The 25,853-nt window shown below is 45.7% G+C and carries 27 protein-coding genes and 1 pseudogene; 14 read left to right on the forward strand and 14 right to left on the reverse strand.

The window, feature by feature from the left end; all coding sequences use genetic code 11:
* Nucleotides 1–171 precede the first annotated feature (171 nt).
* Nucleotides 172–717 (forward strand): YceI family protein, encoded by a 546-nt coding sequence (locus ACT6PV_RS05520; RefSeq protein WP_445117040.1) that lies wholly within the window; start codon nucleotides 172–174, stop codon nucleotides 715–717.
* A gap of 72 nt (nucleotides 718–789) precedes the next feature.
* Here the strand turns inward: ACT6PV_RS05520 and ACT6PV_RS05525 are convergent, their stop codons facing one another.
* Nucleotides 790–1,683: a LysR family transcriptional regulator ArgP gene (locus ACT6PV_RS05525; RefSeq protein WP_445115449.1), complete on the reverse strand. Its 894-nt coding sequence runs from the start codon at nucleotides 1,681–1,683 to the stop codon at nucleotides 790–792.
* A gap of 128 nt (nucleotides 1,684–1,811) precedes the next feature.
* Between ACT6PV_RS05525 and ACT6PV_RS05530 the strand changes: the two genes are divergently transcribed.
* Nucleotides 1,812–2,414: a LysE/ArgO family amino acid transporter gene (locus tag ACT6PV_RS05530; protein ID WP_445115450.1), complete on the forward strand. Its 603-nt coding sequence runs from the start codon at nucleotides 1,812–1,814 to the stop codon at nucleotides 2,412–2,414.
* Between the two features lie 70 nt (nucleotides 2,415–2,484).
* On the opposite strand, the gene ACT6PV_RS05535 is transcribed toward ACT6PV_RS05530, so the two are convergent.
* The 5 genes from ACT6PV_RS05535 to dapD all read right to left on the reverse strand — a co-directional run bounded on the left by ACT6PV_RS05535 (nucleotide 2,485) and on the right by dapD (nucleotide 5,906).
* Nucleotides 2,485–2,949, reverse strand: a complete 465-nt coding sequence (locus ACT6PV_RS05535; protein ID WP_445115451.1) for a peroxiredoxin — start codon at nucleotides 2,947–2,949, stop codon at nucleotides 2,485–2,487.
* Between the two features lie 212 nt (nucleotides 2,950–3,161).
* Nucleotides 3,162–3,572 carry a hypothetical protein gene (locus ACT6PV_RS05540; protein WP_445115452.1) on the reverse strand — a complete coding sequence of 137 codons (411 nt, stop codon included), beginning with the start codon at nucleotides 3,570–3,572 and terminating at the stop codon, nucleotides 3,162–3,164.
* A 12-nt stretch (nucleotides 3,573–3,584) separates the two neighbouring features.
* Complete coding sequence (gene queC, locus ACT6PV_RS05545) at nucleotides 3,585–4,256, reverse strand: 7-cyano-7-deazaguanine synthase QueC (RefSeq protein WP_445115453.1); 672 nt, start codon at nucleotides 4,254–4,256, stop codon at nucleotides 3,585–3,587.
* Between the two features lie 36 nt (nucleotides 4,257–4,292).
* Nucleotides 4,293–5,003: a 7-carboxy-7-deazaguanine synthase QueE gene (gene queE / locus ACT6PV_RS05550; RefSeq protein WP_445115454.1), complete on the reverse strand. Its 711-nt coding sequence runs from the start codon at nucleotides 5,001–5,003 to the stop codon at nucleotides 4,293–4,295.
* A gap of 81 nt (nucleotides 5,004–5,084) precedes the next feature.
* Entirely contained in the window at nucleotides 5,085–5,906 is an 822-nt protein-coding gene (gene dapD / locus ACT6PV_RS05555; RefSeq protein ID WP_445115455.1) for a 2,3,4,5-tetrahydropyridine-2,6-dicarboxylate N-succinyltransferase, read from the reverse strand.
* Nucleotides 5,907–6,238: 332 nt separating this feature from the next.
* Here dapD and carO point away from each other — a divergent pair, with 332 nt between their 5' ends.
* Nucleotides 6,239–6,967, forward strand: a complete 729-nt coding sequence (gene carO / locus ACT6PV_RS05560) for an ornithine uptake porin CarO (protein ID WP_445115456.1) — start codon at nucleotides 6,239–6,241, stop codon at nucleotides 6,965–6,967.
* A gap of 122 nt (nucleotides 6,968–7,089) precedes the next feature.
* Here carO and ACT6PV_RS05565 read toward each other — a convergent pair whose 3' ends face one another.
* The 6 genes from ACT6PV_RS05565 to ACT6PV_RS05590 form a co-directional block, all read right to left on the reverse strand.
* Entirely contained in the window at nucleotides 7,090–8,019 is a 930-nt protein-coding gene (locus ACT6PV_RS05565) for a CysB family HTH-type transcriptional regulator (RefSeq protein ID WP_445115457.1), read from the reverse strand.
* Between the two features lie 57 nt (nucleotides 8,020–8,076).
* The gene (locus ACT6PV_RS05570; RefSeq protein ID WP_445115458.1) at nucleotides 8,077–9,138 is read right to left on the reverse strand and encodes a sulfate/molybdate ABC transporter ATP-binding protein; all 1,062 of its coding nucleotides are present in this window, start codon (nucleotides 9,136–9,138) and stop codon (nucleotides 8,077–8,079) included.
* An 11-nt stretch (nucleotides 9,139–9,149) separates the two neighbouring features.
* A complete protein-coding gene (gene cysW / locus ACT6PV_RS05575; RefSeq protein WP_445115459.1) occupies nucleotides 9,150–10,040 on the reverse strand; it encodes a sulfate ABC transporter permease subunit CysW in 891 nt (296 codons plus the stop codon).
* Nucleotides 10,037–10,870, reverse strand: coding sequence for a sulfate ABC transporter permease subunit CysT (gene cysT / locus ACT6PV_RS05580; RefSeq protein ID WP_445115460.1), 834 nt, complete (start codon nucleotides 10,868–10,870; stop codon nucleotides 10,037–10,039). The genes cysW and cysT overlap by 4 nt, the downstream gene beginning before the upstream one ends.
* 184 nt (nucleotides 10,871–11,054) lie before the next feature.
* Nucleotides 11,055–11,660: an alpha/beta hydrolase gene (locus ACT6PV_RS05585; RefSeq protein WP_445115461.1), complete on the reverse strand. Its 606-nt coding sequence runs from the start codon at nucleotides 11,658–11,660 to the stop codon at nucleotides 11,055–11,057.
* Between the two features lie 25 nt (nucleotides 11,661–11,685).
* Complete coding sequence (locus ACT6PV_RS05590) at nucleotides 11,686–12,693, reverse strand: sulfate ABC transporter substrate-binding protein (RefSeq protein WP_445115462.1); 1,008 nt, start codon at nucleotides 12,691–12,693, stop codon at nucleotides 11,686–11,688.
* A gap of 166 nt (nucleotides 12,694–12,859) precedes the next feature.
* Between ACT6PV_RS05590 and pabC the strand changes: the two genes are divergently transcribed.
* From pabC to ACT6PV_RS05610, 4 genes are all read left to right on the forward strand, one after another.
* Complete coding sequence (gene pabC / locus ACT6PV_RS05595; RefSeq protein ID WP_445115463.1) at nucleotides 12,860–13,681, forward strand: aminodeoxychorismate lyase; 822 nt, start codon at nucleotides 12,860–12,862, stop codon at nucleotides 13,679–13,681.
* Nucleotides 13,674–14,744, forward strand: coding sequence for an endolytic transglycosylase MltG (gene mltG / locus ACT6PV_RS05600; RefSeq protein WP_445115464.1), 1,071 nt, complete (start codon nucleotides 13,674–13,676; stop codon nucleotides 14,742–14,744). The genes pabC and mltG overlap by 8 nt, the downstream gene beginning before the upstream one ends.
* A 3-nt stretch (nucleotides 14,745–14,747) precedes the next feature.
* The gene (gene tmk, locus ACT6PV_RS05605) at nucleotides 14,748–15,347 is read left to right on the forward strand and encodes a dTMP kinase (protein WP_445115465.1); all 600 of its coding nucleotides are present in this window, start codon (nucleotides 14,748–14,750) and stop codon (nucleotides 15,345–15,347) included.
* Nucleotides 15,348–15,554: 207 nt separating this feature from the next.
* Entirely contained in the window at nucleotides 15,555–15,965 is a 411-nt protein-coding gene (locus ACT6PV_RS05610) for a hypothetical protein (RefSeq protein ID WP_445115466.1), read from the forward strand.
* A gap of 272 nt (nucleotides 15,966–16,237) precedes the next feature.
* On the opposite strand, the gene nadB is transcribed toward ACT6PV_RS05610, so the two are convergent.
* Nucleotides 16,238–17,875, reverse strand: a complete 1,638-nt coding sequence (gene nadB, locus ACT6PV_RS05615) for an L-aspartate oxidase (RefSeq protein WP_445115467.1) — start codon at nucleotides 17,873–17,875, stop codon at nucleotides 16,238–16,240.
* A gap of 235 nt (nucleotides 17,876–18,110) precedes the next feature.
* On the opposite strand from nadB, the gene ACT6PV_RS05620 reads away from it, so the two are divergent.
* The 4 genes from ACT6PV_RS05620 (at nucleotide 18,111) to ACT6PV_RS05635 (ending at nucleotide 20,991) form a co-directional block, all read left to right on the forward strand.
* Nucleotides 18,111–19,502 (forward strand): Do family serine endopeptidase, encoded by a 1,392-nt coding sequence (locus tag ACT6PV_RS05620; protein ID WP_445115468.1) that lies wholly within the window; start codon nucleotides 18,111–18,113, stop codon nucleotides 19,500–19,502.
* Nucleotides 19,503–19,639: 137 nt separating this feature from the next.
* Nucleotides 19,640–20,104 (forward strand): acyl-CoA thioesterase, encoded by a 465-nt coding sequence (locus tag ACT6PV_RS05625; RefSeq protein ID WP_445115469.1) that lies wholly within the window; start codon nucleotides 19,640–19,642, stop codon nucleotides 20,102–20,104.
* A 310-nt stretch (nucleotides 20,105–20,414) separates the two neighbouring features.
* Entirely contained in the window at nucleotides 20,415–20,726 is a 312-nt protein-coding gene (locus ACT6PV_RS05630; RefSeq protein WP_445115470.1) for a hypothetical protein, read from the forward strand.
* A 58-nt stretch (nucleotides 20,727–20,784) separates the two neighbouring features.
* Nucleotides 20,785–20,991 carry a hypothetical protein gene (locus tag ACT6PV_RS05635; RefSeq protein ID WP_445115471.1) on the forward strand — a complete coding sequence of 69 codons (207 nt, stop codon included), beginning with the start codon at nucleotides 20,785–20,787 and terminating at the stop codon, nucleotides 20,989–20,991.
* A 121-nt stretch (nucleotides 20,992–21,112) separates the two neighbouring features.
* Here ACT6PV_RS05635 and ACT6PV_RS05640 read toward each other — a convergent pair.
* Nucleotides 21,113–21,685, reverse strand: a pseudogene (locus ACT6PV_RS05640) (IS5 family transposase); the annotation flags it as partial.
* Nucleotides 21,686–21,753: 68 nt separating this feature from the next.
* Between ACT6PV_RS05640 and ACT6PV_RS05645 the strand changes: the two are divergent.
* From ACT6PV_RS05645 to lepB, 3 genes are all read left to right on the forward strand, one after another.
* A protein-coding gene (locus ACT6PV_RS05645; RefSeq protein ID WP_445115110.1) for an IS3 family transposase occupies nucleotides 21,754–22,862 on the forward strand; the annotation gives its coding sequence in 2 pieces (ribosomal slippage) (nucleotides 21,754–22,006 and nucleotides 22,006–22,862; 1,110 coding nt in all).
* A 303-nt stretch (nucleotides 22,863–23,165) separates the two neighbouring features.
* Nucleotides 23,166–24,983, forward strand: coding sequence for a translation elongation factor 4 (gene lepA, locus ACT6PV_RS05650; protein WP_445115472.1), 1,818 nt, complete (start codon nucleotides 23,166–23,168; stop codon nucleotides 24,981–24,983).
* Nucleotides 24,984–25,002: 19 nt separating this feature from the next.
* The gene (gene lepB / locus ACT6PV_RS05655) at nucleotides 25,003–25,845 is read left to right on the forward strand and encodes a signal peptidase I (RefSeq protein ID WP_445115473.1); all 843 of its coding nucleotides are present in this window, start codon (nucleotides 25,003–25,005) and stop codon (nucleotides 25,843–25,845) included.
* Nucleotides 25,846–25,853: the final 8 nt, after the last annotated feature.

Genomic DNA, 25,853 nt, shown 5'->3' on the forward strand with positions numbered 1-25,853 from the left:
GGATTTATTACAAAAAAACCAGTGATGTCCCGTTTTAAAGACAATTTTTGCACAAATCTTAAACACGGGGTTCATTCGTATGAATGCCGGATTATTTAGACTATGCAGATAAAGTTTATGGAGTAGAACTGAATCATGATGATGAATGTAAAGGGCCGTACAAAAAAACAGATGATGCTGGTATTGGGCATGAGTATATGGGGAGCAATGGTTCAGGCTGGTGCCGCAACATGGTCACTGACGCCGTCCAGCAATGTTGGTTTTCATATCGACTCGCTGGGAATGACCCTTGTGAAAGGGAAATTTAATCGTGTGCAGTCCACAATGGATTTTGATGTTAAAGCCCCGGAACGCTCTTCTACCTCTTTTGTTATGGATGTGGATAGCCTCAGTCTCAGTAAATCCTCCCTGAAAAATATGATTATGGGAGAGGACTTATTTTATGCAGCCAGATATAAAACTGTCAGTTTTAAGAGCACCGGTTTTAAATCGCTGGGAAATAACAAATATATCGTGGCCGGAAATTTAACATTGCGCGGAGTGACCCGACCTGTAAAATTCAATACGACTTTAAAACCTGATCCTGCCAATCCTGAACTGATCAGTACCGAAGGATCGACTGTGATCAATCGCAGTGATTTCGGTATGAAAAAAGCAACGGGTGGTGTTGGCGAAAAAGTGAATCTTCAGGTCAGTGGTCAGTGGAAGCTCAAATAATAGGTTTATCAGGCATGGTCAGGGCGCAGTGTTTTATGCATGTTCCTGTCTGTTGAATGCGATGTGCCTGGATTACTGACTGAGTATCTGTTGTGCCTGATTGATGATGTCTACGGTCAGTTGCTGCATGGGAGCTGACGGACGTTTCCAGTGATGCCAGTACAGCATGATGGCGGTACGGGCATCCGGCATGATTTCCAGCAATGTGCCGTTTTCCAGGCTATTTCCCAGCTGAAATTCAGGCACCATACCATAACCCAGCCCCAGTTCAATGGCTTCCACAAAAGCGGTGGATGATGGAATGTAATGACACGGATAACTGTTTTCAGGCAAACCGACCTGGCTGGAGAGGATTTCCGTATGAATATGGTCCTTTGAATTAAAAATAACAGAAGGTGCGGTTTTCAGGCTTTGCCTGTTGATGCCCTGAGCAAACCATTTTCGATGGAACTCCGGTGTGGCCACCATCCTGTAGTACATTTTGCCTAAAGGTTCTGCCAGACAACCAGGCATGGATTGGCTTTCGGTGGAGATACAGGCATTGACCAGGCCATTTTCAAGTAAGGCATAGGTCTGGGTCTGATCTTCAATTTTCAGCTCCAGTACAATATGTTCACGCAACAGCGTCTGTTGTAATGCAGGCAGCAGCCAGGTGGCAAGCGAGTCTGCATTGGAGGCAATGCTGACTTTATAGCATGCGGATGTATCAGACTGCCCCATCAGACGCTGCATTAAATTTTGTTCCATCAACCGGGTATGTTGCAGGCATTGCAACAGAGCTTGTCCGGCTGACGTCACCCGGCAGGGCCTTTCCCGGACAATTAAAATATGTCCCAGTGATTTTTCCAGACTTTGTACACGTAATGTCACTGCTGAGGAGGTGATGCAGAGTTTTGCTGCGGCCAGCTCAAAACTTCCGGTTTCTGCAACAGCCAGAAAGGCCTCACTTTGTTTGCTTTGTAACATGGCGCTGCCTCAATACTTGAACAATAACTAAGAAAAACTTATCAAATATAATATTTTCTTAATTTTACTTATTTTTATAAAAAAACATAGATAATCACAGCATTCATTTTCACGGTTATTTTCGCATTATGTTTCATGCATTTTTACAGGGTCTGATGATTGGGCTGAGTCTGATTGTGGTGATCGGTGCGCAGAATGCCTTTGTACTGAAGCAGGGGCTGAAGCAACAATATGTCTTCTGGATCTGCATGGTCTGTGCTTTGTCGGATTCAATCCTGATTCTGATGGGTGTACTGGGCTTTTCAAAACTGATGCTGGTTTACCCGGCGCTGCTGAGTGTGGCCAGATACACGGGTGCCGTGTTCTTATTTGTTTATGGTATCCAGCATTTTTATCAGTCATTTACGGCAACGCATCGACTGGAACCTGCATCAGGCCAGGAAAATGATTTGTGGAAAATGATTTTAATCTGTCTGGCATTGACCTGGTTAAATCCACATGTCTATCTGGATACGCTGGTTTTAATCGGCTCAGTATCAACTCAGTTTGAAGCCGCCGCCAGACTGTATTTTGCGTTGGGTGCCATTGTTGCTTCATGGTTGTTTTTTTATGGTCTGGGCTATGGCGCCCGCTTATTATTTCCATTGTTCAGAAACCCCAGGGCATGGAAACTACTCGATTTTCTCATTGGCTGCATGATGTGGGGAATTGCAATCTCGCTGGTCAAATAAGCAATACCATAAAAAAACAGCGATGCAGTTTCATCACTGTATCGCTGTGCTGTGTTCGGTATTGCTGAATTTATTCAGCGGTCTGTAGAGCCTTTAAATCCTGCAGCACCTGTTCTGCATGTCCGGCTGCCTTGACCTTGCGGTATTCCTTCACCAGTGTGCCGTTGTGAAAAATAAAGGTGGAACGTTCTATGCCCATTACCTGCTTGCCATACATATTTTTTTCTTTGATGACGTCAAAATGACGGCATAAAATTTCTTCCTTATCGCTGATCAGGTTAATGCTCAGTGACTGTTTTTCGGTAAAGTTCTGGTGTGCCTTGACTGAATCCCGTGATACGCCAATCACGGTGGTGTCCAATGCGTCAAACTGATCTTTCAGACAGGAAAAACCAACGGCCTGAGTGGTGCAGCCCGGCGTGGAATCTTTCGGATAAAAATATAAAATCAACCAGCTGGTGGAAAGTTCGGTTAAGTTAATTTCGCCTGTGGTTGCAGCAAAACGCTGACTGGGAAGGGTAATCTGTGCAGACATGGTGTCATCCGTCATTACAATAAAGAAATTAAAATAAAGTGTATTTTGGTGCAAATACCATAAAGATAGCATTTCTGAGCGATAAAAAAATGGCCAGTCCTGAAATAGCCCGCTATTTTTCAGGATAGCCTGGTTTTTAAACAGGCAGCTTTTTATCAGCAGGGTGCAAATAAAAAGCCTGCATTACGCAGGCTTTTCTATCGCGGAATCAATTACTTCTTCGCTTGAGCGGCCTTCATTGCCTGTTCAGTCAGGCCTTTTAACTTGGTGGTTAACTGAGGGCCGAAACATGCCTGTAAATCCTGATTCTGTTTCTGGACAAAAGCCAGGCTGGATGGATTTTTCTTCTGGTTGATTGAACTCTGAATTTCCCATTTCTGTGCATTGGTCAATTTACCATCGGATTCAACCGCACAGCTACAGTATTTGCTGACTTCAGCCGTACTCAGTTTTCCACCTTTGGCTGTTTCAGTTTTACATACATTAATTAATGCAGATTTTACATCAGTACTTTTATAAGCCTGTTGAATGCCGTTGGATTCAGCGGCCTGAACTGCTGTACCCAGCAATGCTGTTGCAGAAAATAAAGCAGAAAGAATAAGACCTGATTTAAAATTTTTCATAAATTGTACCTATTATTGCGGTATATAACGTGTTGGATCAGCGACACCGGCATCAATGAAGCCCTGCTTACGCAGACGACAGCTATCACATTTACCACAAGCACGCCCCTGGTCATCGGCCTGATAGCACGAGACTGTTTGACTATAGTCTACGCCATGTTCCAGCCCCAGGCGTATTATATTCCCTTTGGATAAATGTAACAAAGGTGTTTCAAATTTAAGGGGTTTTCCTTCAACGCCGGCCCTGGTTGCCAGCCGTGCCATCTGGGCAAAGGCTTCAATATATTCAGGCCGACAGTCAGGATATCCTGAATAATCAACAGCATTGATGCCAATAACAATGGCCTCAGCGTCAAAAACCTCTGCTGCTGCCAGCGCATAAGAGAGAAAGATTGTGTTACGTGCTGGAACATAAGTTACAGGAATACCTTCCTGCAACTGTTCAGGAACATCAATATTATGATCTGTTAGCGCAGAACCGCCCAGATTACCTAAATCGATGTTAATGACACGATGTTCCACACCGCTGCGCCGGGTTAAACCCCTGGCGGCATCCAGTTCAGTACTTGAACGCTGTCCATACATAAAACTTAAGGCCATACATTCATAGTGTGCCTGTGCCCAGGCCAGACAGGTTGTTGAATCCAGTCCACCTGATAACAGGACAATGGCACGAGGGCGCATATTAAATTCTCCGGATTAAATCAGTCATGGGTTGCATCAGCGTCCGCTCTCATCATTCCACAGCAGTTTATGTAACTGCAACTGGAGACGTACCGGCAGATGATCTTCCAGGATCCACTGGGCCAGATCACGGGCCAGCTGAGGCAGATGCGCAGCACCTTTTTCAACGGCAAAGGCAGGCGAAAACCAGACGGTACTGACCTTTTCATGCAGCTGATGCTGTTGCAGCTGTTGTTTTGACCAGTCGTAATCTTCCCGGTTGCAGATGACAAATTTAATCTGATCATGCCGGGTCAGATATTGCAGATTGCTGAACAGATTGCGTCGTTCCTCACCTGAAGCCGGGGTTTTTAGGTCCAGTACCCTGGATACCCGGGAGTCCACCGCAGATATATCCAGCGCACCGCTGGTTTCCAGGGAAACCTGACAACCGAGATCGGCCAGTGTTTTCATCAGGGGCAGTGCATTGGGCTGAGCCAGTGGCTCGCCGCCTGTTACACAGATATAGGGTGTCTGAAAACTGAGGGCTGTCTGAACAATCTGATCCAGTGACTGCCGTTCACCGCCTTCAAAGGCGTAAGTGGTATCACAGTAATTGCAGCGTAAGGGGCAGCCTGTCAGGCGGATAAAAACCGTCGCCAGGCCTGCGGTATTGGCTTCACCCTGCAGGGAATAGAAAATCTCCGTAATGCGTAATCCCGCAGACGGATCGGAAACAGGAATGGCAGAAGATCGAAGAGCGTTCATAACAGACAATAACCACATGATGGAAAAACAAAAATCCCTGCGATCATGACTGATCGTAGGGACTGGATCAGCATGAATTGATTAGTCAGCGCGTAATAAATCGTTCAGACTGGTTTTGGCACGGGTCTGTGCATCCACTTTTTTCACAATAATGGCAGCATACAGACTGTATTTACCGTCGGTGGATGGAAGGTTACCCGGAACAACAACGGAACCGGCCGGAACACGGCCATAATGAATTTCACCGGTCTCACGGTCATAAATACGGGTAGACTGGCCAATATATACGCCCATTGAAATGACTGAACCTTCTTCAACAATGACACCTTCAACAATTTCAGAACGTGCGCCGATAAAGCAGTTATCTTCAATAATGGTTGGATTGGCCTGCAAAGGTTCCAATACACCGCCAATACCGACACCACCGGACAGGTGAACATTTTTACCGATCTGTGCACATGAACCGACGGTTGCCCAGGTGTCCACCATGGTACCTTCATCGACATAGGCACCAATGTTGACATAAGACGGCATCAGCACGACATTTTTTGCCTGAAAACTGCCTTTACGTGCTACAGCAGGCGGTACAACACGGACACCGGCAGCCTGGAACTGTTCTTCCGTCCAGTCCTTAAATTTAGTATCCACTTTATCGTAGAAACGAAGATCACCGGATTCAACAGGTTTATTGTCATTCAGCTTAAAGGACAGAAGCACGGCTTTTTTCAACCACTGATGAACCACCCATTCGCCATTGATTTTTTCAGCAACACGCAGGCTGCCATTGTCCAGACCGGCAATGGCCTCTTCAACGGCCTGACGGATTTCCGCAGGGCACTCCGCTGCAGAATAATCAGCACGGTTTTCAAAGGCCTGTTCAATAAGTGTTGAAAGCTGAGACATAATCTTCCTTCCCAAAAAAGTTTCACAGATTCTACACCAGATTGTGGTATGAATTAGAGAAAAATACGCAAGCCGGCTGTAAAATTCAGTAGGGCAGAGTGAAGGCGGAGATGGCAATCAGGGATTAAGACAATTAAAGTTTTATAAAAATGAATGAAAAACAATGACTAAAAATTAATTGTATCAAAAGATAACAAAAAATCATCAATATGATTGTTAAATTCCCACAAGAAGCCCATTAAATGTGCACAAGTTATCAATTAATATTTGTCAATCAAGAGATATGAATGACTAAAGAACAAACTTTGATTTTTTTTTGAGGAGCTATAGAAATGAAAGTGTTCAAAATACTTGCAGTAAGCACTGCTTTATCCGCATCAGCTTTCGCAATGGCTGATGATTCCGTGGTGAATCCTGGTCACGTGTTTGAAGCAAACAAACTGATTCCGACCGGCGTACGTGCTGAAGTCGGTACCACAGGTTATGGTGGTGCCTTACTGTGGACAGCAAATCCATATGTCGGTTTGGCGCTGGGCTATAATGGCGGTGATATTTCATGGCGTGACGACCTGTCCATTAATGGAACGAAATATGATGTGGATATGGACAATAACAACGTTTATTTAAACGCTGAAGTCCGTCCATGGGGTGCCAGTCAGAACAGATGGGCGCAGGCATTCTACGTAGCAGCTGGTGTGGCTTACCTTGACAATGACTATGACTTATCCAAGCGCTCAAGTGATGGTACGATTAGAGTGAATGGTAATAACTATAACTTTAATGGATCTGTTGATGGCAAAATGTCTTATAAAAATGATATTGCGCCTTATGTAGGCTTGGGTTATGCCCCTAAGATCACAAAAAACTGGGGGGTGTTTGGTGAAATTGGTGCATATTACACAGGGAACCCTTCGGTTAATCTGAATGCAAACGGCAACTTTGTTAATGTAAACGGCGCTAATTTTGATAATGATTTACGTGCTGAAGAAAATAAAATCCGTAATGATGATAAATACGAATGGTTACCGGTAGGTAAAGTGGGTGTCAGCTTTCACTGGTAAAAGTCAGTATTTAAATGAAGCATAAAAAAAACGGGCTGCGGCCCGTTTTTTTATGCAGTGAATGAAGTGATTTTTCAGAGGGTGCCTGATTTGTTTCAGCTGAAACACGGGCCAGGTCTGTGTCAGTCCTCAGGGTAGGAAATTCGCTTCAATGCCTTAATATCTGCATCCGGCGCGCACAGGGAAATAAACTCATAGCCATAGCCACGCAGTAAATGTCCCTTACGCACGGCAATCCAGGTGGTGTTGACACCGAACAGATCGGTATCAATCTGTTTTAAGCGACGGTCACGTTCTGGGTCGTAGGCCACATCATTGACAATGCCGACGCCCATCCCCAGTTCAACATAGGTTTTAATGACATCGGCATCCAGTGCTGACATGACAATATCTGCATGCAGACTGGCATCTTCAAATGCCTTGTCAATTCTGGAGCGTCCGGTGAAACCGCCATGATAGGTGATAATGGGGAACTGCGCCATTTTCTCCAGCGTGATTTCCCGTGGATCCATTTTGGCCAGTGGATGGTCCTGCGTGGTAATAATACAATGCTTCCAGTCATAAAAAGGCACACTGCCCAGATTTTCCTCTGTGGTTAAGGATTCGGTTGCAATGCCAATATCTGCTTCGCCCAGTAAGAGCAGTTCTGCAATTTCCACAGGACTGGCCTGTTGCAAAATCAGGTGTACTCTCGGGAACAGCTTTTTAAAGGCATTGACAATGGGCGGTAGCACATAGCGTGCCTGGGTATGTGTGGTGGCAATGGTTAATGTTCCTTCATCGACTTTATTAAAGTCATCCGCCAGTCGTTTAATATTTTCTGCATCAATCAGCATGCGCTCTACAATACTGAGCAATGCCTGACCGGGGTCGGTCAGACCAAGCAGACGTTTGCCTTTACGGATAAACAGTTGTACACCTAATTCATCCTCCAGGTCCTTAATGTGTTTACTGACACCAGACTGGGAGGTATACAGGGCAGCAGAAGCTTCTGTCAGATTATAATTTTGTCGGACTGTTTCCCGTATAATTCGTAATTGCTGGAAATTCATTGTGGTTAATCCCTCAAAAATAGGTGAGCTTATCCAGGCTCACCTATATTAATATAGCTAAGTCACCGGATTTGCAAATAAATGTAGTGAAACGGCGTGGATCCAGACCGTCTGGCCGGGTTTGAATGGATGCAATGCTGTCTCTTCAGGATTCAGTGAAATTTCAATCAATTGACCCTGACGATCCTGCAACTCGGCCATGACTTTGCCGGCGATCCATATTTCACGCAGAAAGGTCGCCTGTATTGCATGCTCAGTGGGCTGAGTGTGAATGCGTAATTCATCCGGGCGTGAAAAGGCGATAACCTTGCCCTGCGGCGCGTGCTGTGGCTGAGGCACATGAATCCGGTCGTCACCGATGTGAATCACTCCCTGGTGGTTTTCGCCTTCAAAGCGGTTGGCCTGGCCCAGGAAATCAAAAACAAAAGGGGTTGCCGGTTGCTCATAAACTTCCCGGGGAGAACCGGTCTGCTGTACTTCACCTTTGTTCATCACCACAATCCGGTCAGCAACTTCCAGCGCTTCCTCCTGGTCATGGGTGACAAAAATGGAAGTGATATGCAATTCGTCATGCAGTGTTCTTAACCAGCGACGCAGTTCCTTGCGGACTTTGGCATCCAGTGCGCCAAAGGGTTCATCCAGCAGTAATACCCGGGGTTCGACAGCCAGGGCGCGTGCCAGGGCAATACGCTGCCGTTGTCCACCGGACAGCTGAGCAGGGTAGCGGCCAGCCAGGAAACCCAGCTGGACCAGGTCCAGTAAACGGGTCACCCGTTTTTTAATTTCAGCCTCACTCGGACGGGTGGCACGTGGGCGTACCCGCAGGCCAAAGGCAATATTGTCAAATATAGTCATATGACGAAACAGGGCATAATGCTGAAATACGAAACCCACCTGACGCTCCCGGACATGAACATGCGTGGCATCCTGACCTTCAAGCAACACCTGGCCTTCATCGGCAGATTCCAGTCCGGCAATGATTCGCAGTAATGTGGTTTTACCGCAACCGGATGGTCCCAGCAGGGCAACCAGCTGACCTTCGGGAAAGTCCAGTGAGATATTTTTCAGTGCGTGGAATGCACCAAAATGTTTGTCAATGTTTTGAACCTGAATACTCATGAGCTCATTCCTTAAATCGTGGTTTCTTCATGGCGGCGATCCTGCTTTTGCTGGTGTAATTCAACCCATGTTTTTAAAATGAGGGTGACAATTGCCAGTAAAGCCAGCAGTGAAGACACTGCAAATGCGGCGCTGAAGGTATATTCGTTATATAAAATTTCAACATGCAGTGGCAGGGTGTTGGTTTCCCCGCGGATGTGCCCTGAAACCACAGAGACTGCACCAAACTCTCCCATGGCACGGGCATTACATAAAATGACGCCATAGATCAGCCCCCATTTGATATTGGGCAGGGTCACTTTCCAGAAGGTCTGCCAGCCGGAAGCCCCCAGCACCATTGCAGCTTCTTCCTCTTCAGTGCCCTGGGCCTCCATTAAGGGAATCAGCTCACGTGCGACAAAGGGCACGGTAATAAAAATAGTGGCCAGTACTATGGCAGGGGTGGCATAAAGAATTTTAATGTCATGGGCGATCAGCCATGCTCCGATCCATCCCTGGGAACCAAAAATCAATACCAGCATCAGACCTGCAATCACGGGAGAGACTGAAAAGGGCATGTCAATGATGGTGGTCAGTATGGCTTTGCCCCTGAAATTAAATTTTGCAACACACCATGCAGCAGCCACACCAAAAATAACGTTCAGTGGGACAGCAATTGCAGCGGTCAACAGGGTCAATTTAACCGCAGATAAAGTGTCTGAATTGGTCAGGGCCTGAATATAGACATCAATTCCCTGTCTGAAAGCTTCAACAAAGACCAGAATAAGAGGCAGAATCAGGCAGCTGATAAAGAAAATCAGGGCAATGCTGATCAGCAGATAACGCATCCATCCCGGTTCACGGGTGGCATCGCGGGATTGCAGTTTTTCAGCCAGTGCATTGCTGTTGGTGATCAGACTCATTGTACGGTCCTCCCGGTACGACGACTTGCCCAGGCCTGAATCAGGTTAATGAAGAATAAAATGGCAAATGAAATGACCAGCATAACCACGGCAATGGTGGTGGCACCGGCATAATCATATTCTTCAAGCCGGGAAATAATCATCAGCGGTGCAATTTCAGTTTTAAAGGGCTGATTGCCGGCAATGAAAATCACCGAGCCATATTCACCGACACCACGGGCAAAAGCGAGTGCAAAACCGGTTAACAGGGCCGGGAACAGAATCGGTAAAATAATGTGGATGACTGTCTGCAGACGGTTGGCCCCCAGCGCAGATGCCGCCTCTTCAAGCTCGGTTTCCAGGTCGCTGAGCACAGGCTGTACGGTACGCACCACAAAGGGAATGCCGATAAAGATCAGCGCCAGGGTAATGCCGACCGGGGTATAGGCGATCTGAATGCCAAGGGGTGCCAGATACTGCCCAATCCAGCCGGTCGGTGCATAAAGTGAGGTCAGCGCAATACCTGCCACGGCTGTGGGCAGGGCAAAGGGCAAATCCACCAGTGCATCGATAATCCGTTTACCGGGAAAGTGGTAGCGCACCAGGCACCAGGCGAGCAACAAGCCGAAAATCACATTGATCAGGGCAGCAACCAATGCAGTGCTGAAACTGAGCTGTAAGGATTTCAGAATCCGTTCAGAACGGATAATCTCCAGAAAACCGTCCCAGCCAATACCGGATGATTTGATAAAGACTGCGGACAGTGGAATAAGCACAAGCAAGGACAGATACACCAGGCTGAAACCCAGTGAAAGTCCAAATCCTGGCAGCACTCGGGAACGCTGCGACATGTTGACTCCTCAAAGAGAGTAGGCCGACTGAAATCAGTCAGCAAATAAAAATATGACCATAAAACAGGGTGTTCAGGATCAGGTCTGAGATCAGAGTTCAATGAATCCGGATGGAGAAACAAAGTCAGAGCCATCCACATTTAAAACCGGGATCAAACACATCAGGTCAGATCGACCATCCGGGTTAAACTGCAAATCCACATAATGCTGCGCTGTCATCCATGATATGCAGCGACAGGCGTTGCTGCTCAGGAATCAGATGCGCATAAATTTCAGGAAATGGTCCAAAACCTGAAGCAACATTGATATGTCCGACCTGTCCCAGATTACGTGATCTGACTTTCCAGGCAATGGTCAGTTTCAGGGCGTCTTCAAAGCTCAGCCACGGATCATTTTCACTGATGATCATTTCAGTCGGTACCGGTGTTTTCAGCGAATAAAAGTAGGCCTGGTAGTCCGATTGACTGTCACGGGCAAAGCCCCGCTCACCAAAACGAGCGGGATTTGCAGGCGCGACCAGAATCAGTTTCTGCACGCCTGCGGCCAGCTCGGGATACTGATTCAGTGCAGCAAGAGCGGTCAGGCAGCCAAAACTGTGTGCAACAATCTGAACTGGTTTGTTCACCTGAGTTATGGTGTGAACAAAATGAGCAATCCAGTCATCCAGTATTGGCAGGTTCCAGTCCGATTGCTGTACACGGGAGCAGGACATCAGTTGTCGCTGTAACCAGGATTGCCAGTGATCAGCACCGCTGCCACCTACACCGGGTACAATTACTGTATGAATCATGTCTGTGCTCCCCTGTGTCACCCGATTATCTGGCGTTATTGGCTCTGACAATCTGGTCAAAAATACCGTTGTTTTCAAAATGCTGTTTCTGTACTTTGCCCCATCCACCGAATTCCTTGTCAATAGTGACCAGTTTCAGTGGCTTGAATACGGTGCTGTATTTTTTCAGCACAGATGCATTGCGTGGGCGATAGTAATTTTTCGCTGCAATGTCCTGCCCCAGCGGGGAATACAAAAAGTTCAGATAAGCTTTTGCCAGGTTGGCATTGCCATCTTTCTGTACATTTTTGTCTACAATTGCCACTGGAGGCTCAGCAAGAATCGACAGTGATGGTGTAATAATTTCAAACTTGCCGGGCTGTTCACGAACGGCTAAATAAGCCTCATTTTCCCAGGCCAGCAGAACATCTCCAATCCCGCGCTCTGCAAAGGTTGTGGTTGCGCCACGGGCACCGGAATCCAGCACTTTGGTCTGCTTGTAAATCTGGCGGACAAAGTCCTGTGCTCTGGCATCGCTGCCATATTGATGTTTTGCCCATGCCCAGGCCGCCAGATAGTTCCATCGTGCTCCGCCTGAGGTTTTCGGGTTCGGTGTAATAATTTCCACCCCGGGTTTGATCAGATCGCCCCAGTCCTTAATCTGTTTTGGATTATCCTTACGCACCAGAAACACAATGGTGGATGTATAGGGTGTGGAATTCTGCGGAAACTTCTTTTGCCAGTCTTTTGGAAGCAGGGTGGTTTTGTCTGCAATGGCATCAATATCGGCCGCCAGTGCCAGCGTCACCACATCGGCGGATAGGCCGTCAATCACGGCACGGGCCTGTTTGCCTGAACCACCATGTGATTGTTTGAAGTTGATGTCCTGACCGGTACTTTTTTTCCAGTAAGCGCCAAATTGCTTATTGAAGTCATCATACAGTTCCCGGGTCGGATCATAAGAAACATTCAGAAAATCTTTTGCAGCCTGGCTGACAGATGACACAGAGATTAAAGCTGCAACAACGGCCAGTTTTATTTTTGAAAAACGCATGGTTATTTCCCCCAAATAGGTGCGAACTTCGGTAATATGGAGGCAGAATAACGCCAGTCTTTATTCATAAAAAATAATAAAAAAAGCATTTTATATGAACAAAAGAGAAATATATTATGCTGATATGCTTTGAAGAATTCATGCAATAGGAAGGTGGACAGACCACATGATATGTTTTAAAAATGGCCAGCAGATTGACTGCATACCGGTGATGGATCGGGCATTTCATTATGGAGATGGCTGTTTCAGTACAGCACGTTTTCATCAGAATGTTTTTCAGCTTGAGACACTGCATCTGGCCCGCCTGAAACTGTCTGCGGAACGGCTATTTTTAAAGGTGGATTTTGAAGATTTGCAGCGCAGTCTGGATGCATTGCAACAGCAGTTTGCGGTATTGAACGGAACGCTGAAAATCATATTGAGCCGTGGTGAAGGAACACGGGGCTATGCCTTGCCGGAGCATGCTGCAGACATTTATGTATTGTATGAGCCGGGTCCGGTGGTGGAGTTTCAGCCTGTACTGATCCAGAGTGGTGTATTGCAGCAGGCCATTGGCCTGAATATGCCGGGTCTGGTGGGGATAAAAACGCTGAATCGGCTGGAACAGGTGTTGCTGAAAAAAGAAGCACAGCAACGGCAGTGGTCGGAGGCACTGGTGACAGATGTGCAGGGTGCTGTTGTTGAAGGAATAAGCAGTAATTGTTTTATTCGTATAAATGATGGCTGGGTTACGCCGGAACTTCGCTATAATGGTGTGCATGGTGTGATGCGGGCAGAAATTCTCAATCGGATGCAGCAGCATAATGTGGTCTGTATACAGCGCTTTGTTGATTTTGATGAAATTAAAAACATTCAGGCTCTGTTTTTCTGTAATGCGCTGAACCCAATGAAAATAGTCCGGCAGCTGGATGAACGCCTGTTGGACGCTCAGACCTGTATTGAACTATCAGAAACCCTGCAACTGAACCAGCTGACTGCCCATGCCTAAGACCAAGACCAGAACCCGACCGAAAAAGAAAAAAATGCAGAAAAAGCCAGTCGATCGGTTTTATCAGGTCATTGCGGTACTGCTGATTACATTGGTGATTGTTATGGCAGTCATCTTAAAAATGAGTATTTTCAGGACATATCCTGTTCAGGGTCAGACGCTGAAACTTTCCATCAATCAGGGTGAAACCTATACCGGTTTTATTGATCGGCTCGCGGCAGACGGGAAAGTCCATTTTCCGATCATTTTAAAGTTATACCGTAAGATTTTTATCCGCGATACCTTAAAGGCCGGTGTGTATGAAGTGTCCGGGGGGATGAATGTCCGCCAGGTGCTGGAAATGGTATCCGATGCTGAAAATGCACAAATGAATCGTATTCTGGTGATTGAAGGCACCACAGCAAAGCAGCTGATTGCTGCACTGAAAAAAGACCCTGCGGTGAAGCATAGTGTTGTGAGTTTACCCACTGCAAAAATGCTGAAAGCACTGAATATTCCCTATGATCATCCAGAGGGGCTGTTTGCACCGGATACTTATTTTTTCGATAAAGGCGCTACTGATCAGCATATTTTGCATGATTTATACCAGCGCCAGATGAAAATCCTGGACATTGCATGGCAGAAACGGGCGCCGAATTTACCCTATAAAAATAAATATGAAGCGCTGATTATGGCATCCATTATTGAAAAGGAAACCAGTCTGGACAGCGAACTGCAACAGGTATCGGGTGTTTTTGTTCGCCGCCTGAAAAAAGGCATGCGCTTACAGACAGATCCGACAGTCATTTATGGCATGGGAGATCAGTATCAGGGTAATATCCGTCGGCAGGATTTACGCACACCGACTGCCTATAACACCTATACCATCAATGGCCTGCCGCCGACGCCAATTGCACTGCCCGGCAAAAAGGCGATTGAAGCCGCCATGCATCCGGATCATTCGGACACGCTTTATTTTGTGGCAACTGGTAAGGGAGGACATAAATTTACCAGTACTCTGCCGGAGCATAACCGTGCAGTACAGGAATACCTTACCGTCCTGCGTTCAAAAGTGAAGGAGTGAATGATGTTTATCAGTTTTGAAGGGACTGAAGGGGTCGGAAAGACCACGCTGATTACTGCGCTGCATGACTATTTTCAGCAGAACGGTCAGGAGGTGTTGCTCACCCGTGAACCTGGCGGCACACCGCTGGCGGAACAGATCCGTGCTTTATTACTGTCGGTCAGTCATGATGAAGCCATGAGCCATGATACGGAACTATTGCTGATGTATGCAGCCCGGGCACAGCATGTGCAACAGGTGATTATTCCGGCCCTGGATGCCGGGAAAACCGTGTTATGTGACCGTTTTTGTGATGCAAGCTTTGCATACCAGTGTGCAGGGCGTGGCCTGAGCCGGGAAAAACTCAGATTGCTGAATGACAACTTTGTTCTGAGAATGCCGGATCTGACCTTCTGGCTGGATGCCCCGATTGAAACCGGGATGGCGCGTGCCCGTGAACGGGGTGCATTGGATCGCTTTGAACAGGAGAAATATGATTTCTTTGAAAAGGTCCGTTCAGGTTATGCAGAAATTTATGCCCGTGAACCGGAGCGTATGAAACGTCTGGATGCAACTTTACTGCCTGAACAGGTGTTTCAGCAGGCAGTGGATTATCTGAAATAACGGTTTTCCCAAAGTGGAGTTGAACGTTTTTCTGGAAGCGGGTTGTTCTGAAATGGGCCAAGCCTTTTTTTGTATTCCGCTGATGACAGAATTGTATCCAGAATATACAAACCTGGCCGGAAAGCATAATTTTTTGGCTGAATTGCAGGGTGTGGGAAGATCAGAAATAATTAAAAATAATAATCATTCTTATTTTAGGTGGCGGTTATGTTTATTAAAAATACACAGGATTTTCCGGTGGTCAAAGTCAGTTTTCTGCCTGAAGACGAAATTCCATTTGAGGAAAATATGGCGATTTACGAGTCCCTGCTAGATAAAAAGCAACAGTTTGTATTCCTGCATGAAGCTTCTTTCCCACAGGAACGGGCAGAGATGGATGGCCGCAGACAAACTGATCATGAAGAACGTAAAAGAGTTGCTGCCTGGGTAAAACAGAGGCGTGAGATTCTGAGTCAGTATGTCAAAGCATTCATACAGATTGAAAGCAATGAAAAAATTCGTCTGGAGGCCCAGAAATTTGCCAATAACTTTATTAAATTTTCCGGCTATCCGATGTTTATTGTTGAAAACCGGCAACAGGCTGAGGAAGTCATTAACTCAGTGTTAAAGGCGGAGTGATTTAAAATCAGGCTGGTTTAAAAGCCGGCTAATTTAAAAGCAGATGAAGACATTCCATCAGTGGTTTTCAGCCCTATCTGGCAGCACTGAAAAACTGATGGAAGCAGTCTGTTGGCCTTCGGTTAACTGATGAGCAACCCGGTGATATGATTGCTGATGTAAAAACATAGGCAAAATATGGGCAAAATATCAACCAGACAGTCAGGCTCCAGAAAAAGGCCTCAGTGTGTCAGCAGATCTGCACACACTGAGGCTTTATTCGTATTTTATTCTCAGTGATTGACCAATGGTTGCTCCACGCCGAAATTTGGTGGAATCAACACAGTTTTACGCAGCTCGGGAGACAACTCCGGATAATCCAGCGTGTAATGTAAACCCCGTGATTCCTTGCGCTGCATGGCACAGCGGACAATCATTTCGGAAACCAGTACCAGATTACGCAGTTCAATCAGATTTTTACTGACATGGTAGTCGCGGTAGTACTCGGTAATTTCACGTTTCAGCATCTCAATACGATGCAGGGCACGCTCCAGCCGTTTGGTGGTTCTGACAATACCCACGTAGTTCCACATGGTGGAGCGAAGCTCATCCCAGTTCTGCAGAATCACGACATCTTCATCCGGATTGGCAACCTGTGTTGCATCCCATGCAGGAACATCCGGCACTTTCAGGCATGGTCTGAATTTTGCTTCAATATCCCGGGCAGCACTCAGGCCGTAGACAAAACATTCCAGCAGGGAATTACTGGCCATGCGATTGGCACCATGCAGACCAGTATAGGAGGTTTCGCCAATGGCATAAAGCCCTTCAATATCGGTCTGGCTGTTCTCATTGACCATGACACCGCCACAGGTATAGTGTGCAGCCGGAACCACCGGAATCATATCCCGGGTGATGTCAATACCCAGCCCGAGTAAATGCGCATACAGGGTGGGGAAGTGTTCCTTCACGAATTCAGCCGGTTTATGGCTGATGTCCAGCCAGACATGCCGGATGCCCAGCCGCTTGATTTCATAGTCGATGGCCCGGGCAACAATATCACGTGGCGCAAGTTCTGCCCGTTCATCAAATCGCAGCATAAAGCGTTCACCATCCGGTAAGCGCAAATAGGCACCTTCACCGCGCATGGCTTCGGTAATCAGAAATGAACGTGCTTTGGGATGATATAAACAAGTGGGATGGAACTGGTTGAATTCCATATTGGCCACCCGGCAGCCGGCCCGATATGCCATGGCGATTCCGTCACCTGTGGCAATATCCGGATTGGAAGTATACAGATAGGCTTTCATGGCACCGCCACAGGCCAGTGCGGTAAACGGCGCCAGGAAGGTGTGCACCCCTTCATTTTTTTCATCGAGCGCATATAAACCAACGGCCCGATTGGGTTGATTCCCAGAATTCAGTTTCCTGGTGGTGATCAGGTCAATGGCAATAAAATTTTCAAAAATTACAATGTTGCTCTTTTCCCGGGCCTGTTCCACCAGCGTTGTGGAGATTGCACGTCCGGTTGCATCGGCAGCATGGATAATACGTCGCTGGGAGTGGCCGCCTTCACGGGTTAAATGCAGTTGTTCATCTTCATCCAGGGTAAACTGCACTCCATGTTCAAGCAGGAAATCCACAGAGGCTTTTCCGCCCTCAACTGTCTGTCTGACCGCTGCAGTTTCGCACAAGTACGCGCCTGCAATCATGGTGTCATCTATGTGTTGTTGAATGGAATCAGTTTCATCCAGTACTGCAGCAACACCTCCCTGAGCATAAAAGGTGCTTGTATCGGTCAGTTCGGATTTTGCCAGTACGGCAATGTTGAAATGATCAGGTAACGATAAGGCCAGACTTAAACCTGCACCGCCACTTCCCACAATAATCACATCGAAATGATGTGTTGTGTTTAAATTAGGCATGTCCATCAGTGAATTAAAAAATAAAGTCTGCTAATAACACTATTTTTTTCATAAAAATACAAGCGCAGGATGCCCAGCTTTTTCAGTTAAAATCTGTATGGGTAATAAATTTAAGCATTCTTTAAGTAAAGTGTTGTTTTATAAAACTATAGAAACATATTATTACGCAAATGCATCAATTAATATGTTACAAATAATTTTTCGGAAATATCATTATCTAATCTATATGGGTTCGTGTTTCATGAATAGTCGCTCTATACAAAAAGGAATGTACGCTGCGGTATTTACAATGGCAGCAGCGCAAACTCAGGCATCAGCACCAGTGGATTTTTCAAACCTGGTTGAACAGGTCAGCCCTGGCGTGGTGAGTGTCAATGTTGTAAAAAAAATGTCTCAGGAAGAGCTTTTACAGCAGCAGGTTCCTGAAATTCTGAAGCGTTTCTTTGGTAATCAGATCATTATTCCGCAACAGCGCATGCCACAGGAAAAAACAGCTTACGGCAGCGCATTTTTTATCAGCCGGGATGGTTATCTGTTGACCAATCACCACGTGGTGGAAGATGCCTCAAAGGTTACCATCATGCTGAATGACCGCCGTGAAATTGATGCAAAAGTGGTCGGAAGTGATGAACGGACCGATGTTGCCTTACTGAAAGTGGAAGGCAATAATTATCCGGCACTGGCGATTGGCAATATTGATCAGTTGAAAGTGGGTCAGCCTGTATTGGCCATTGGTTCGCCATTTGGGTTTGACTACTCTGCATCTGCCGGGATTGTCAGCGCAAAATCACGCAATATGATGGGTGAAACGTCGGTGCCTTTTATCCAGACAGATGTGGCTTTGAATCCAGGTAACTCGGGGGGGCCGTTATTTAACCAGCAGGGTCAGGTGGTGGGGGTCAATTCCCGGATCTTCAGTGGGACTGGTGGTTATATGGGCCTGTCATTTTCCATTCCGGTGGATGTGGCAATGGATGTCGTGGACCAGTTAAAGAAAAATGGTAAGGTGACCCGTTCCTATCTGGGCGTGATGCTGCAGGATATCGACCGCAACCTGGCAGAAGCCTACAAACTGCCAAAACCGGAAGGATCACTGATTACGCAGGTGACTCCGAACTCCCCGGCGGCAAAAGCAGGACTCAGATCAGGCGATGTGATTATGAAATATAATAGCTCGCCTATTTCAAGAACGGCGGATCTTTTGAATTATCTGAACAGAACCTCGCCGGCTCAGGTGATCCAGCTGGAAGTATTGCGTGATGACAAACCACGGGTGATTTCAGCCACGCTGACCACCGCTCCGGATGATACCCCTGCCAAAGCAGGTGCCACCCCGGCTTTGACCGCCAGAAAAGGACCGGTATTGGGCGTAGCGATCCGTGCTTTAACTGAAATGGAAAAATCCAGATTCAATCTGGATGGCGGTGTGTTGATTCAGGATGTGACCCGGGGTGGTCTGGCGGCACAGTCCCGAATTATGCCGGGTGATGTGATCACGCAGATTAATGGTAAAAAAGTGACCACGCCCAATGATTTTGTCGATGCGGTTTCCGGGCTGCAGAAGAATACCGTTGCCCGGGTTGCCATTGTCCGTGAAGGTCAGCATGCCATGATCGGTCTGCGGATTCAGTAATATGAAATGACCGGACTTAAGAAACCGCTCGAAATGAGTGGTTTTTTATTGCAGCAGATTTCCTGGGCAGGTTTTGCTGGATCAGGATAGCAAGCTTTACATAAAACAAGATATAAACGGTTCAGAGGATAAGTGCTGTGAGTGGAATTTTTGACCTGAAACTGACTGTACAGCCTGAACATATAGATGTACTTGGGCATGTGAACAATGTGGTCTATGTACAGTGGATGCAGGATGTGGCATCTGCTCATATTGAACAGCTCGGGGTTGGACTGCCTCAGTATCTGGCACTTAAACATGCAATGGTTGCAGTTGAGCATCAGGTACAATACCGTAAGGCAGCCCTGGCAGATGAGGAAGTTATACTGCGTACATGGCTGAATGATCTCAGTTCTCTCTATTCTTTCCGTCAGTATGCTTTTTATCGTCCCGCAGATAAAAGTCTGCTGTTTACCGGGAGTACTAAATGGGCATGTATTGAGATTGCAACGGGCCGGCCAAAACGTATGTCTCCAGCTTTTACTCAGGCATATCAGCCATTGGGCCATGAACTGAATCCATTCGATTTTTCAGATGTTGATCATGAAAATGAGGATAAATAGCCATCATCGTATTTTGCTTAAATAAGAGCTGTTTTTTAAAAGTAATTTATCACTGCAGGTGCTCATTGGTTTCATTGATCATTAGTGCTTGTACAAAAGGCTTTTTAATTTGGTTTTAATTTTATTCATGATTAAATAATTTTGATTTAATTCTAGTGTGATATATAAATACAATTCAATTTCTTGAGGATTTTGTGAGGTTGCAAAGTTATTTGTTGACTTTTGGTGTAATTGTTAATGTATTCTTGACATTTAATTTTATTTTAAGTATTTTTTGTTCTTCCTATCATAAAAATTGGAAAAAACGACAATGGTTTTTAAAAAATTATTAATATTATCTACAGTATTTATCAGTAGTGTTACATTGGCAGCTCAATTTGACCCTACAACCCCTTCATATTATTTGTCTAAGGAGTTGTGTGCAGAATATTATACTGATTGCATAGAAATATATGGATCAGCTGGTAGTGGTGGAATGAGTCAGTGTGGAAATTCTTTAAATACATGCATGACTTCAGGTGATTGGATTCCACCAAATCTACCAGTACCAACTGCTAATAAATTGATGAATTTATTTGGATCTATTGATAAAGGTCCAACTTCAATTGAAACTATAATTTAAATTTTTGGCTCTTGAAATTCTAATAATCAAGAGCCAATTTCATTCCCAGAGGCGCTAGATGAGCATATTGGAAACTATAAATTCAGATTTGTATGAAATTGCTTCTAAATTGGATGGTATTCCAAAAATGATTCAGGAAGCTCCAGAATTAGAAAACAGAGAAAATATTTTGTTAATTGGAAAGGCCTTGAGCCATGTATTTGAGTTGCAAAGTAACATACATAAAATTAGACCAGATTTAAAAAAAATCTATGAGAAGAACTAAGTGAAAAAGGTTTTGGGGGATTATTTTGAACTTTACCTTAATCTTAAAATCTAAAACCTGGTTCAGGACGGCTTTGTTGCACAAACATTTAAAAGGCATATTTCTCCCAAGCCTGCCAAATTTAAGATATAACCTGGGTGTGAGGTCTGCCTAATTCAGTAAATTTATTCAATACAGCTATACGAGCATGCACCTCATTCACCTGACGTTGAAAATTCCTTGCGCTGAGTTTATCTCCCAATAGTTTGATACAGTGCATCTTAGTTTCCACCAGACTCCGCCGATGGTAACCTGACCATTTTTTCCATATGGTTCTACCTAAACGCTTTATCGTGTTTAATAGCTCGTTCCTTGCAATCGAGCTTGCTCTTTTATCTTTCCACGGCCTGGCATTTCTTCGGGGTGAAATCACTGCATGCGCCTGTCGATCTGAAATCACCTGTCGGCAGCATTTCGTATCATAAGCTCCATCGGTATAAACAGAATCAATCGGTTCATCCTGTGGAATCTGATCAAGTAAATCACCGAGCACCTGTGAATCACCCACGTTATTTGTGGTGAGCTGAACTGCCCGTATTTGTAAGGTGGTAGCGTCTATCGCAATATGTAATTTACGCCATTGCCGACTATATTCAGGCTGATGTTTTTTACGTTTCTATTCTCCTTCACCCAAAAATTTCGAATCTGTTGAGTTGTCGACTTCCCTTAAACTGAGACATCCATAATTGGAGTTTTCTGATTAAATAAGGTCAGGAGACAGTCATGAAGAAATCACGATTTACCGAGAGCCAAATCATCAGCATTTTGAAAGAAGCAGATGCTGGGATGAAAGTGGATGATATCTGCCGTAAGCATGGTATTGGCAATGCCACCTATTATGTCTGGAAAAGCAAATACGGCGGTATGGAGGCATCTGACGTTAAGCGCATGCGTGAGCTGGAAGAAGAAAATGCCAGACTTAAAAGGATGTTTGCGGAACTCAGTCTGGAGAACCATGCCATGAAGGAACTGTTCTCAAAAAAGGGTTGGTGACAGCAGATCAACGAGAATGCGTTCGTATTCTGGCTTCACTTGGGTTAACTGTATTACAGGCCTGTCGCCTGAGTGGACTAAGTCGAGCCAGCTATTATCGGCAAAGTACGAGCTGGCGCAAACGGGATGCTGCTGTCATTGATGCATTAAATCAGGTGTTAAAACAATCTCCCCAGTCTGGCTTTTGGAAGTGTTTTGGTCGCATACGTCGGCAGGGCTATGACTGGAATCATAAACGTGTTTATCGAGTGTACTGCCAGATGGGATTGAACTTACCCCGTCGACAGAAACGAACGTTGCCCCAGCGTATTGCACGACCACTGCAAGTGGTTGCACAAGCCAACCATCAATGGGCGCTGGATTTTATGAGTGACAGTCTGTATTGCGGTAAACGATTCCGTACCTTGAATATAGTTGATGAGGGGACTCGCGAATGTCTGGATATAGAAGTAGACACATCGTTACCGGCTGAGCGTGTTGTCAGAGTATTGGATCGACTGGCTCAACAACGTAGCTTGCCGAAGCAGCTTCGTGTTGATAATGGTCCCGAACTAATATCTGCGCGATTGCTGGACTGGTGTAAAGATCAAGGCATTGAAGTGGTGCATATACAACCTGGGAAGCCACAGCAGAATGCTTTTATTGAGCGATTTAATGGTTCGTTTAGGCGAGAGTTTCTCAATGCGTATTTGTTTGAGAATTTGACTCAGGTCAGAGAAATGGCGTGGTTATGGCGTTTGGATTATAACGAGCAAAGACCACATGAAAGTTTAGGCAATTTACCCCCTGCGGTGTACAGGGCAAAACTGGAAAACTCCAGTTTAGAAGTGTCTCAATAAATGGGAAGTGGACAGGTGCTCTCCAGTCTGATCCGCAAAGACGAATGAGACTTCGAACAAAGCCTAAACAGATTATGCGTGAAAATCTAAAATTTTTCAGGATGAAAAATAAACAAAAAGATGAACGTTTTTTGATTTATGAAAGAGGTTTATTGTATTTTGCTTAAATAATTCCATGACTGCAGTCATTAAGATGAATACATTGAAAAGGCCATCTGTTATAATCTCCCGCAATTTTGTTTAACTGCTTTGGCTGTGCAATCCGACATATTGTATGGCACTCATATTTTCTCAGGGTAACCCATGGCGCAAGCTAAAAAATCCGTTGATATTAAAAATATACGCAATTTCTCGATTATTGCCCACATTGATCATGGCAAGTCGACGCTGGCTGACCGTTTTATTCAGATGTGCGGTGGTTTGCAGGATCGTGAAATGCAGGCGCAGGTACTGGACTCGATGGAGCTGGAGCGTGAGCGTGGGATTACCATTAAAGCAGCATCGGTGACATTGTATTACACCCATCCGAATGGCCAGGAATATCAGCTGAATTTTATTGATACGCCGGGACATGTCGATTTTTCCTATGAAGTTTCCCGTTCACTTGCGGCCTGTGAAGGCGCATTGCTGGTGGTGGATGCTGCACAGGGCGTGGAAGCCCAGTCAGTGGCCAACTGTTATACCGCCATTGAACAGGGGCTGGAAGTGCTGCCGGTCCTCAATAAAATTGACTTGCCGCAGGCTGACCCGGAGCGTGTCATTCATGAAATTGAAGAAATTATTGGCATAGAAGCCACCAATGCGCCGACTTGTTCGGCAAAAACCGGTCTGGGTGTCGACACTGTGCTTGAAACCCTGGTCAATGTCATTCCGGCACCGCAGGATGACCGTGAGGCGCCATTACAGGCCCTGATTGTCGATTCATGGTTCGATAACTATCTGGGGGTTGTGTCCCTGGTCCGTATTAAACAGGGGCGGGTCCGTAAGGGCGATAAAATGCTGGTCAAATCCACCGGTCAGACCCATATCATCACTTCAGTAGGTATTTTTAATCCAAAACATACCGAAACCGGGATGCTGGAAGCAGGCGAAGTCGGTTTTATCATTGCCGGCATTAAGGATATTTTTGGGGCACCCGTCGGCGATACCATTACCTTATCCACCACGCCCGAGGTTGCTGTTTTACCTGGCTTTAAAAAGGTCAAACCTCAGGTCTATGCGGGTCTATTCCCCATTGATGCCAGTGATTTTGAACCGTTCCGTGAAGCGCTGCATAAATTACAGATTAATGATTCCGCTTTATTCTTTGAGCCTGAAAGCTCAGATGCGCTTGGTTTTGGTTTCCGCTGTGGTTTCCTGGGCATGCTGCATATGGAAATCGTACAGGAACGGCTGGAACGTGAATATGATCTGGATCTGATTACATCGGCACCGACCGTGGTTTATGAGGCATTGACCAAAGCCGGTGATACCATTTATATCGACAGTCCATCCAAAATGCCGGATGGTTCAGCTGTTGAAGACCTGCGTGAACCGATTGCAGAGTGTCATATCCTGGTGCCACAGGAATATCTTGGAAATGTAATGACGTTGTGTGTTGAACGTCGTGGCGTTCAAAAGGATATGAAGTTTCTGGGGAATCAGGTTTCCATTGTTTTTGAAATCCCAATGGCGGAAGTGGTCATGGATTTCTTTGATCGTCTGAAATCATGTTCCCGTGGTTTTGCTTCACTTGATTACAACTTTATACGTTTTGAAAGTTCGTCACTGGTTAAAGTGGATGTGCTGATTAATGGTGAAAAAGTGGATGCGCTTGCCATGATCTGCCACCGCAATGATGCGCGGCATCGTGGTATTGCGCTGGTGGAAAAAATGAAGGATCTGATTCCGCGTCAGATGTTTGATGTTGCCATTCAGGCGGCCATTGGTGCACAGATCATTGCCCGCTCCACAGTCAAGGCAATGCGTAAGAATGTACTGGCAAAATGTTATGGTGGCGACGTTTCCCGGAAGAAGAAACTGTTGTCTAAGCAAAAAGAAGGTAAGAAGCGAATGAAGCAGGTGGGCAGTGTTGAAATCCCGCAGGAAGCGTTTCTGGCTGTATTAAAAGTGGAAAGATAATAAAAGAGGATGTACACCCGTGGATTTTGATTTTAACTTAATTCTGGTCCCTGCCACACTGCTGTTTTTTGTGCTGTGGCTTTTGGATAAATTGGTATTTAAACAGCGTAAAACCAAAGGTAAGGGCAATGAAAATTTTATCATTACCTGGGCTTATGATTTCTGGCCAGTGCTGGCTGTGGTACTGGTGCTGCGTTCCTTCTTTTTTGAACCTTTTAATATTCCGTCTGAATCGATGGTACCGACGCTGGAAATCGGAGACTACATTCTGGTGAATAAATATCAGTATGGTGTGCGTCTACCGATTACCAATACGAAAATTATTGATGTCGGTGAGCCACAACGGGGTGATGTCGCAGTGTTCAGATATCCTGAAAATCCTAAAATCAGTTATATTAAACGTATTATTGGTCTGCCTGGCGACCATATCGAATTTGACCATGGCCAGCTGATCATCAATGGCAAAAAAATTGAGCAGGTGTCGGCAAAATTCAATCGTCAGAAAGATATGATGGCTACGCCTGAACCGGTTTATTATTATGAAACGATGGGGACGCACAAACATCCGGTTCGTTTGTTGCAGGGGCAGAATATTCTGGCCAGTGCATTTAACAGCGGTCAGATTCCGTTTGTTGCACAGGCCACTGACCGGTTTGTCCGTTCAAATGGTCAGGCGTGGGAAGTGACGGTGCCACAGGGGCATTATTTCGCCATGGGGGATAACCGTGATCAGAGTGCGGACAGCCGTTTTTGGGGCTTTGTTCCTGAAGAAAATCTAACAGGGCATGCGATTTATATATGGATGCATAAGGAGCCAGGGCTTAATTTGCCTTCATTTGGTCGCAATGGAACAATTAATTAATGACTGGG

Source organism: Acinetobacter sp. WZC-1, from assembly GCF_052544965.1.

Bases quoted from the DNA above. Each gene is read 5' to 3' on its own strand.
- ACT6PV_RS05585 (WP_445115461.1), bottom strand. From the start codon at position 11,660: ATGATTCATACAGTAATTGTACCCGGTGTAGGTGGCAGCGGTGCTGAT.
- queC (WP_445115453.1), bottom strand. From the start codon at position 4,256: ATGCGCCCTCGTGCCATTGTCCTGTTATCAGGTGGACTGGATTCAACA.
- mltG (WP_445115464.1), top strand. From the start codon at position 13,674: ATGCCTAAGACCAAGACCAGAACCCGACCGAAAAAGAAAAAAATGCAG.
- ACT6PV_RS05535 (WP_445115451.1), bottom strand. From the start codon at position 2,949: ATGTCTGCACAGATTACCCTTCCCAGTCAGCGTTTTGCTGCAACCACA.
- ACT6PV_RS05610 (WP_445115466.1), top strand. From the start codon at position 15,555: ATGTTTATTAAAAATACACAGGATTTTCCGGTGGTCAAAGTCAGTTTT.
- cysW (WP_445115459.1), bottom strand. From the start codon at position 10,040: ATGAGTCTGATCACCAACAGCAATGCACTGGCTGAAAAACTGCAATCC.
- dapD (WP_445115455.1), bottom strand. From the start codon at position 5,906: ATGTCTCAGCTTTCAACACTTATTGAACAGGCCTTTGAAAACCGTGCT.
- ACT6PV_RS05590 (WP_445115462.1), bottom strand. From the start codon at position 12,693: ATGCGTTTTTCAAAAATAAAACTGGCCGTTGTTGCAGCTTTAATCTCT.
- ACT6PV_RS05540 (WP_445115452.1), bottom strand. From the start codon at position 3,572: ATGAAAAATTTTAAATCAGGTCTTATTCTTTCTGCTTTATTTTCTGCA.
- ACT6PV_RS05520 (WP_445117040.1), top strand. From the start codon at position 172: ATGATGCTGGTATTGGGCATGAGTATATGGGGAGCAATGGTTCAGGCT.
- ACT6PV_RS05620 (WP_445115468.1), top strand. From the start codon at position 18,111: ATGAATAGTCGCTCTATACAAAAAGGAATGTACGCTGCGGTATTTACA.
- ACT6PV_RS05635 (WP_445115471.1), top strand. From the start codon at position 20,785: ATGAGCATATTGGAAACTATAAATTCAGATTTGTATGAAATTGCTTCT.
- tmk (WP_445115465.1), top strand. From the start codon at position 14,748: ATGTTTATCAGTTTTGAAGGGACTGAAGGGGTCGGAAAGACCACGCTG.
- ACT6PV_RS05570 (WP_445115458.1), bottom strand. From the start codon at position 9,138: ATGAGTATTCAGGTTCAAAACATTGACAAACATTTTGGTGCATTCCAC.
- cysT (WP_445115460.1), bottom strand. From the start codon at position 10,870: ATGTCGCAGCGTTCCCGAGTGCTGCCAGGATTTGGACTTTCACTGGGT.
- ACT6PV_RS05530 (WP_445115450.1), top strand. From the start codon at position 1,812: ATGTTTCATGCATTTTTACAGGGTCTGATGATTGGGCTGAGTCTGATT.
- ACT6PV_RS05525 (WP_445115449.1), bottom strand. From the start codon at position 1,683: ATGTTACAAAGCAAACAAAGTGAGGCCTTTCTGGCTGTTGCAGAAACC.
- nadB (WP_445115467.1), bottom strand. From the start codon at position 17,875: ATGGACATGCCTAATTTAAACACAACACATCATTTCGATGTGATTATT.
- ACT6PV_RS05630 (WP_445115470.1), top strand. From the start codon at position 20,415: ATGGTTTTTAAAAAATTATTAATATTATCTACAGTATTTATCAGTAGT.
- lepA (WP_445115472.1), top strand. From the start codon at position 23,166: ATGGCGCAAGCTAAAAAATCCGTTGATATTAAAAATATACGCAATTTC.
- pabC (WP_445115463.1), top strand. From the start codon at position 12,860: ATGATATGTTTTAAAAATGGCCAGCAGATTGACTGCATACCGGTGATG.
- queE (WP_445115454.1), bottom strand. From the start codon at position 5,003: ATGAACGCTCTTCGATCTTCTGCCATTCCTGTTTCCGATCCGTCTGCG.
- carO (WP_445115456.1), top strand. From the start codon at position 6,239: ATGAAAGTGTTCAAAATACTTGCAGTAAGCACTGCTTTATCCGCATCA.
- ACT6PV_RS05565 (WP_445115457.1), bottom strand. From the start codon at position 8,019: ATGAATTTCCAGCAATTACGAATTATACGGGAAACAGTCCGACAAAAT.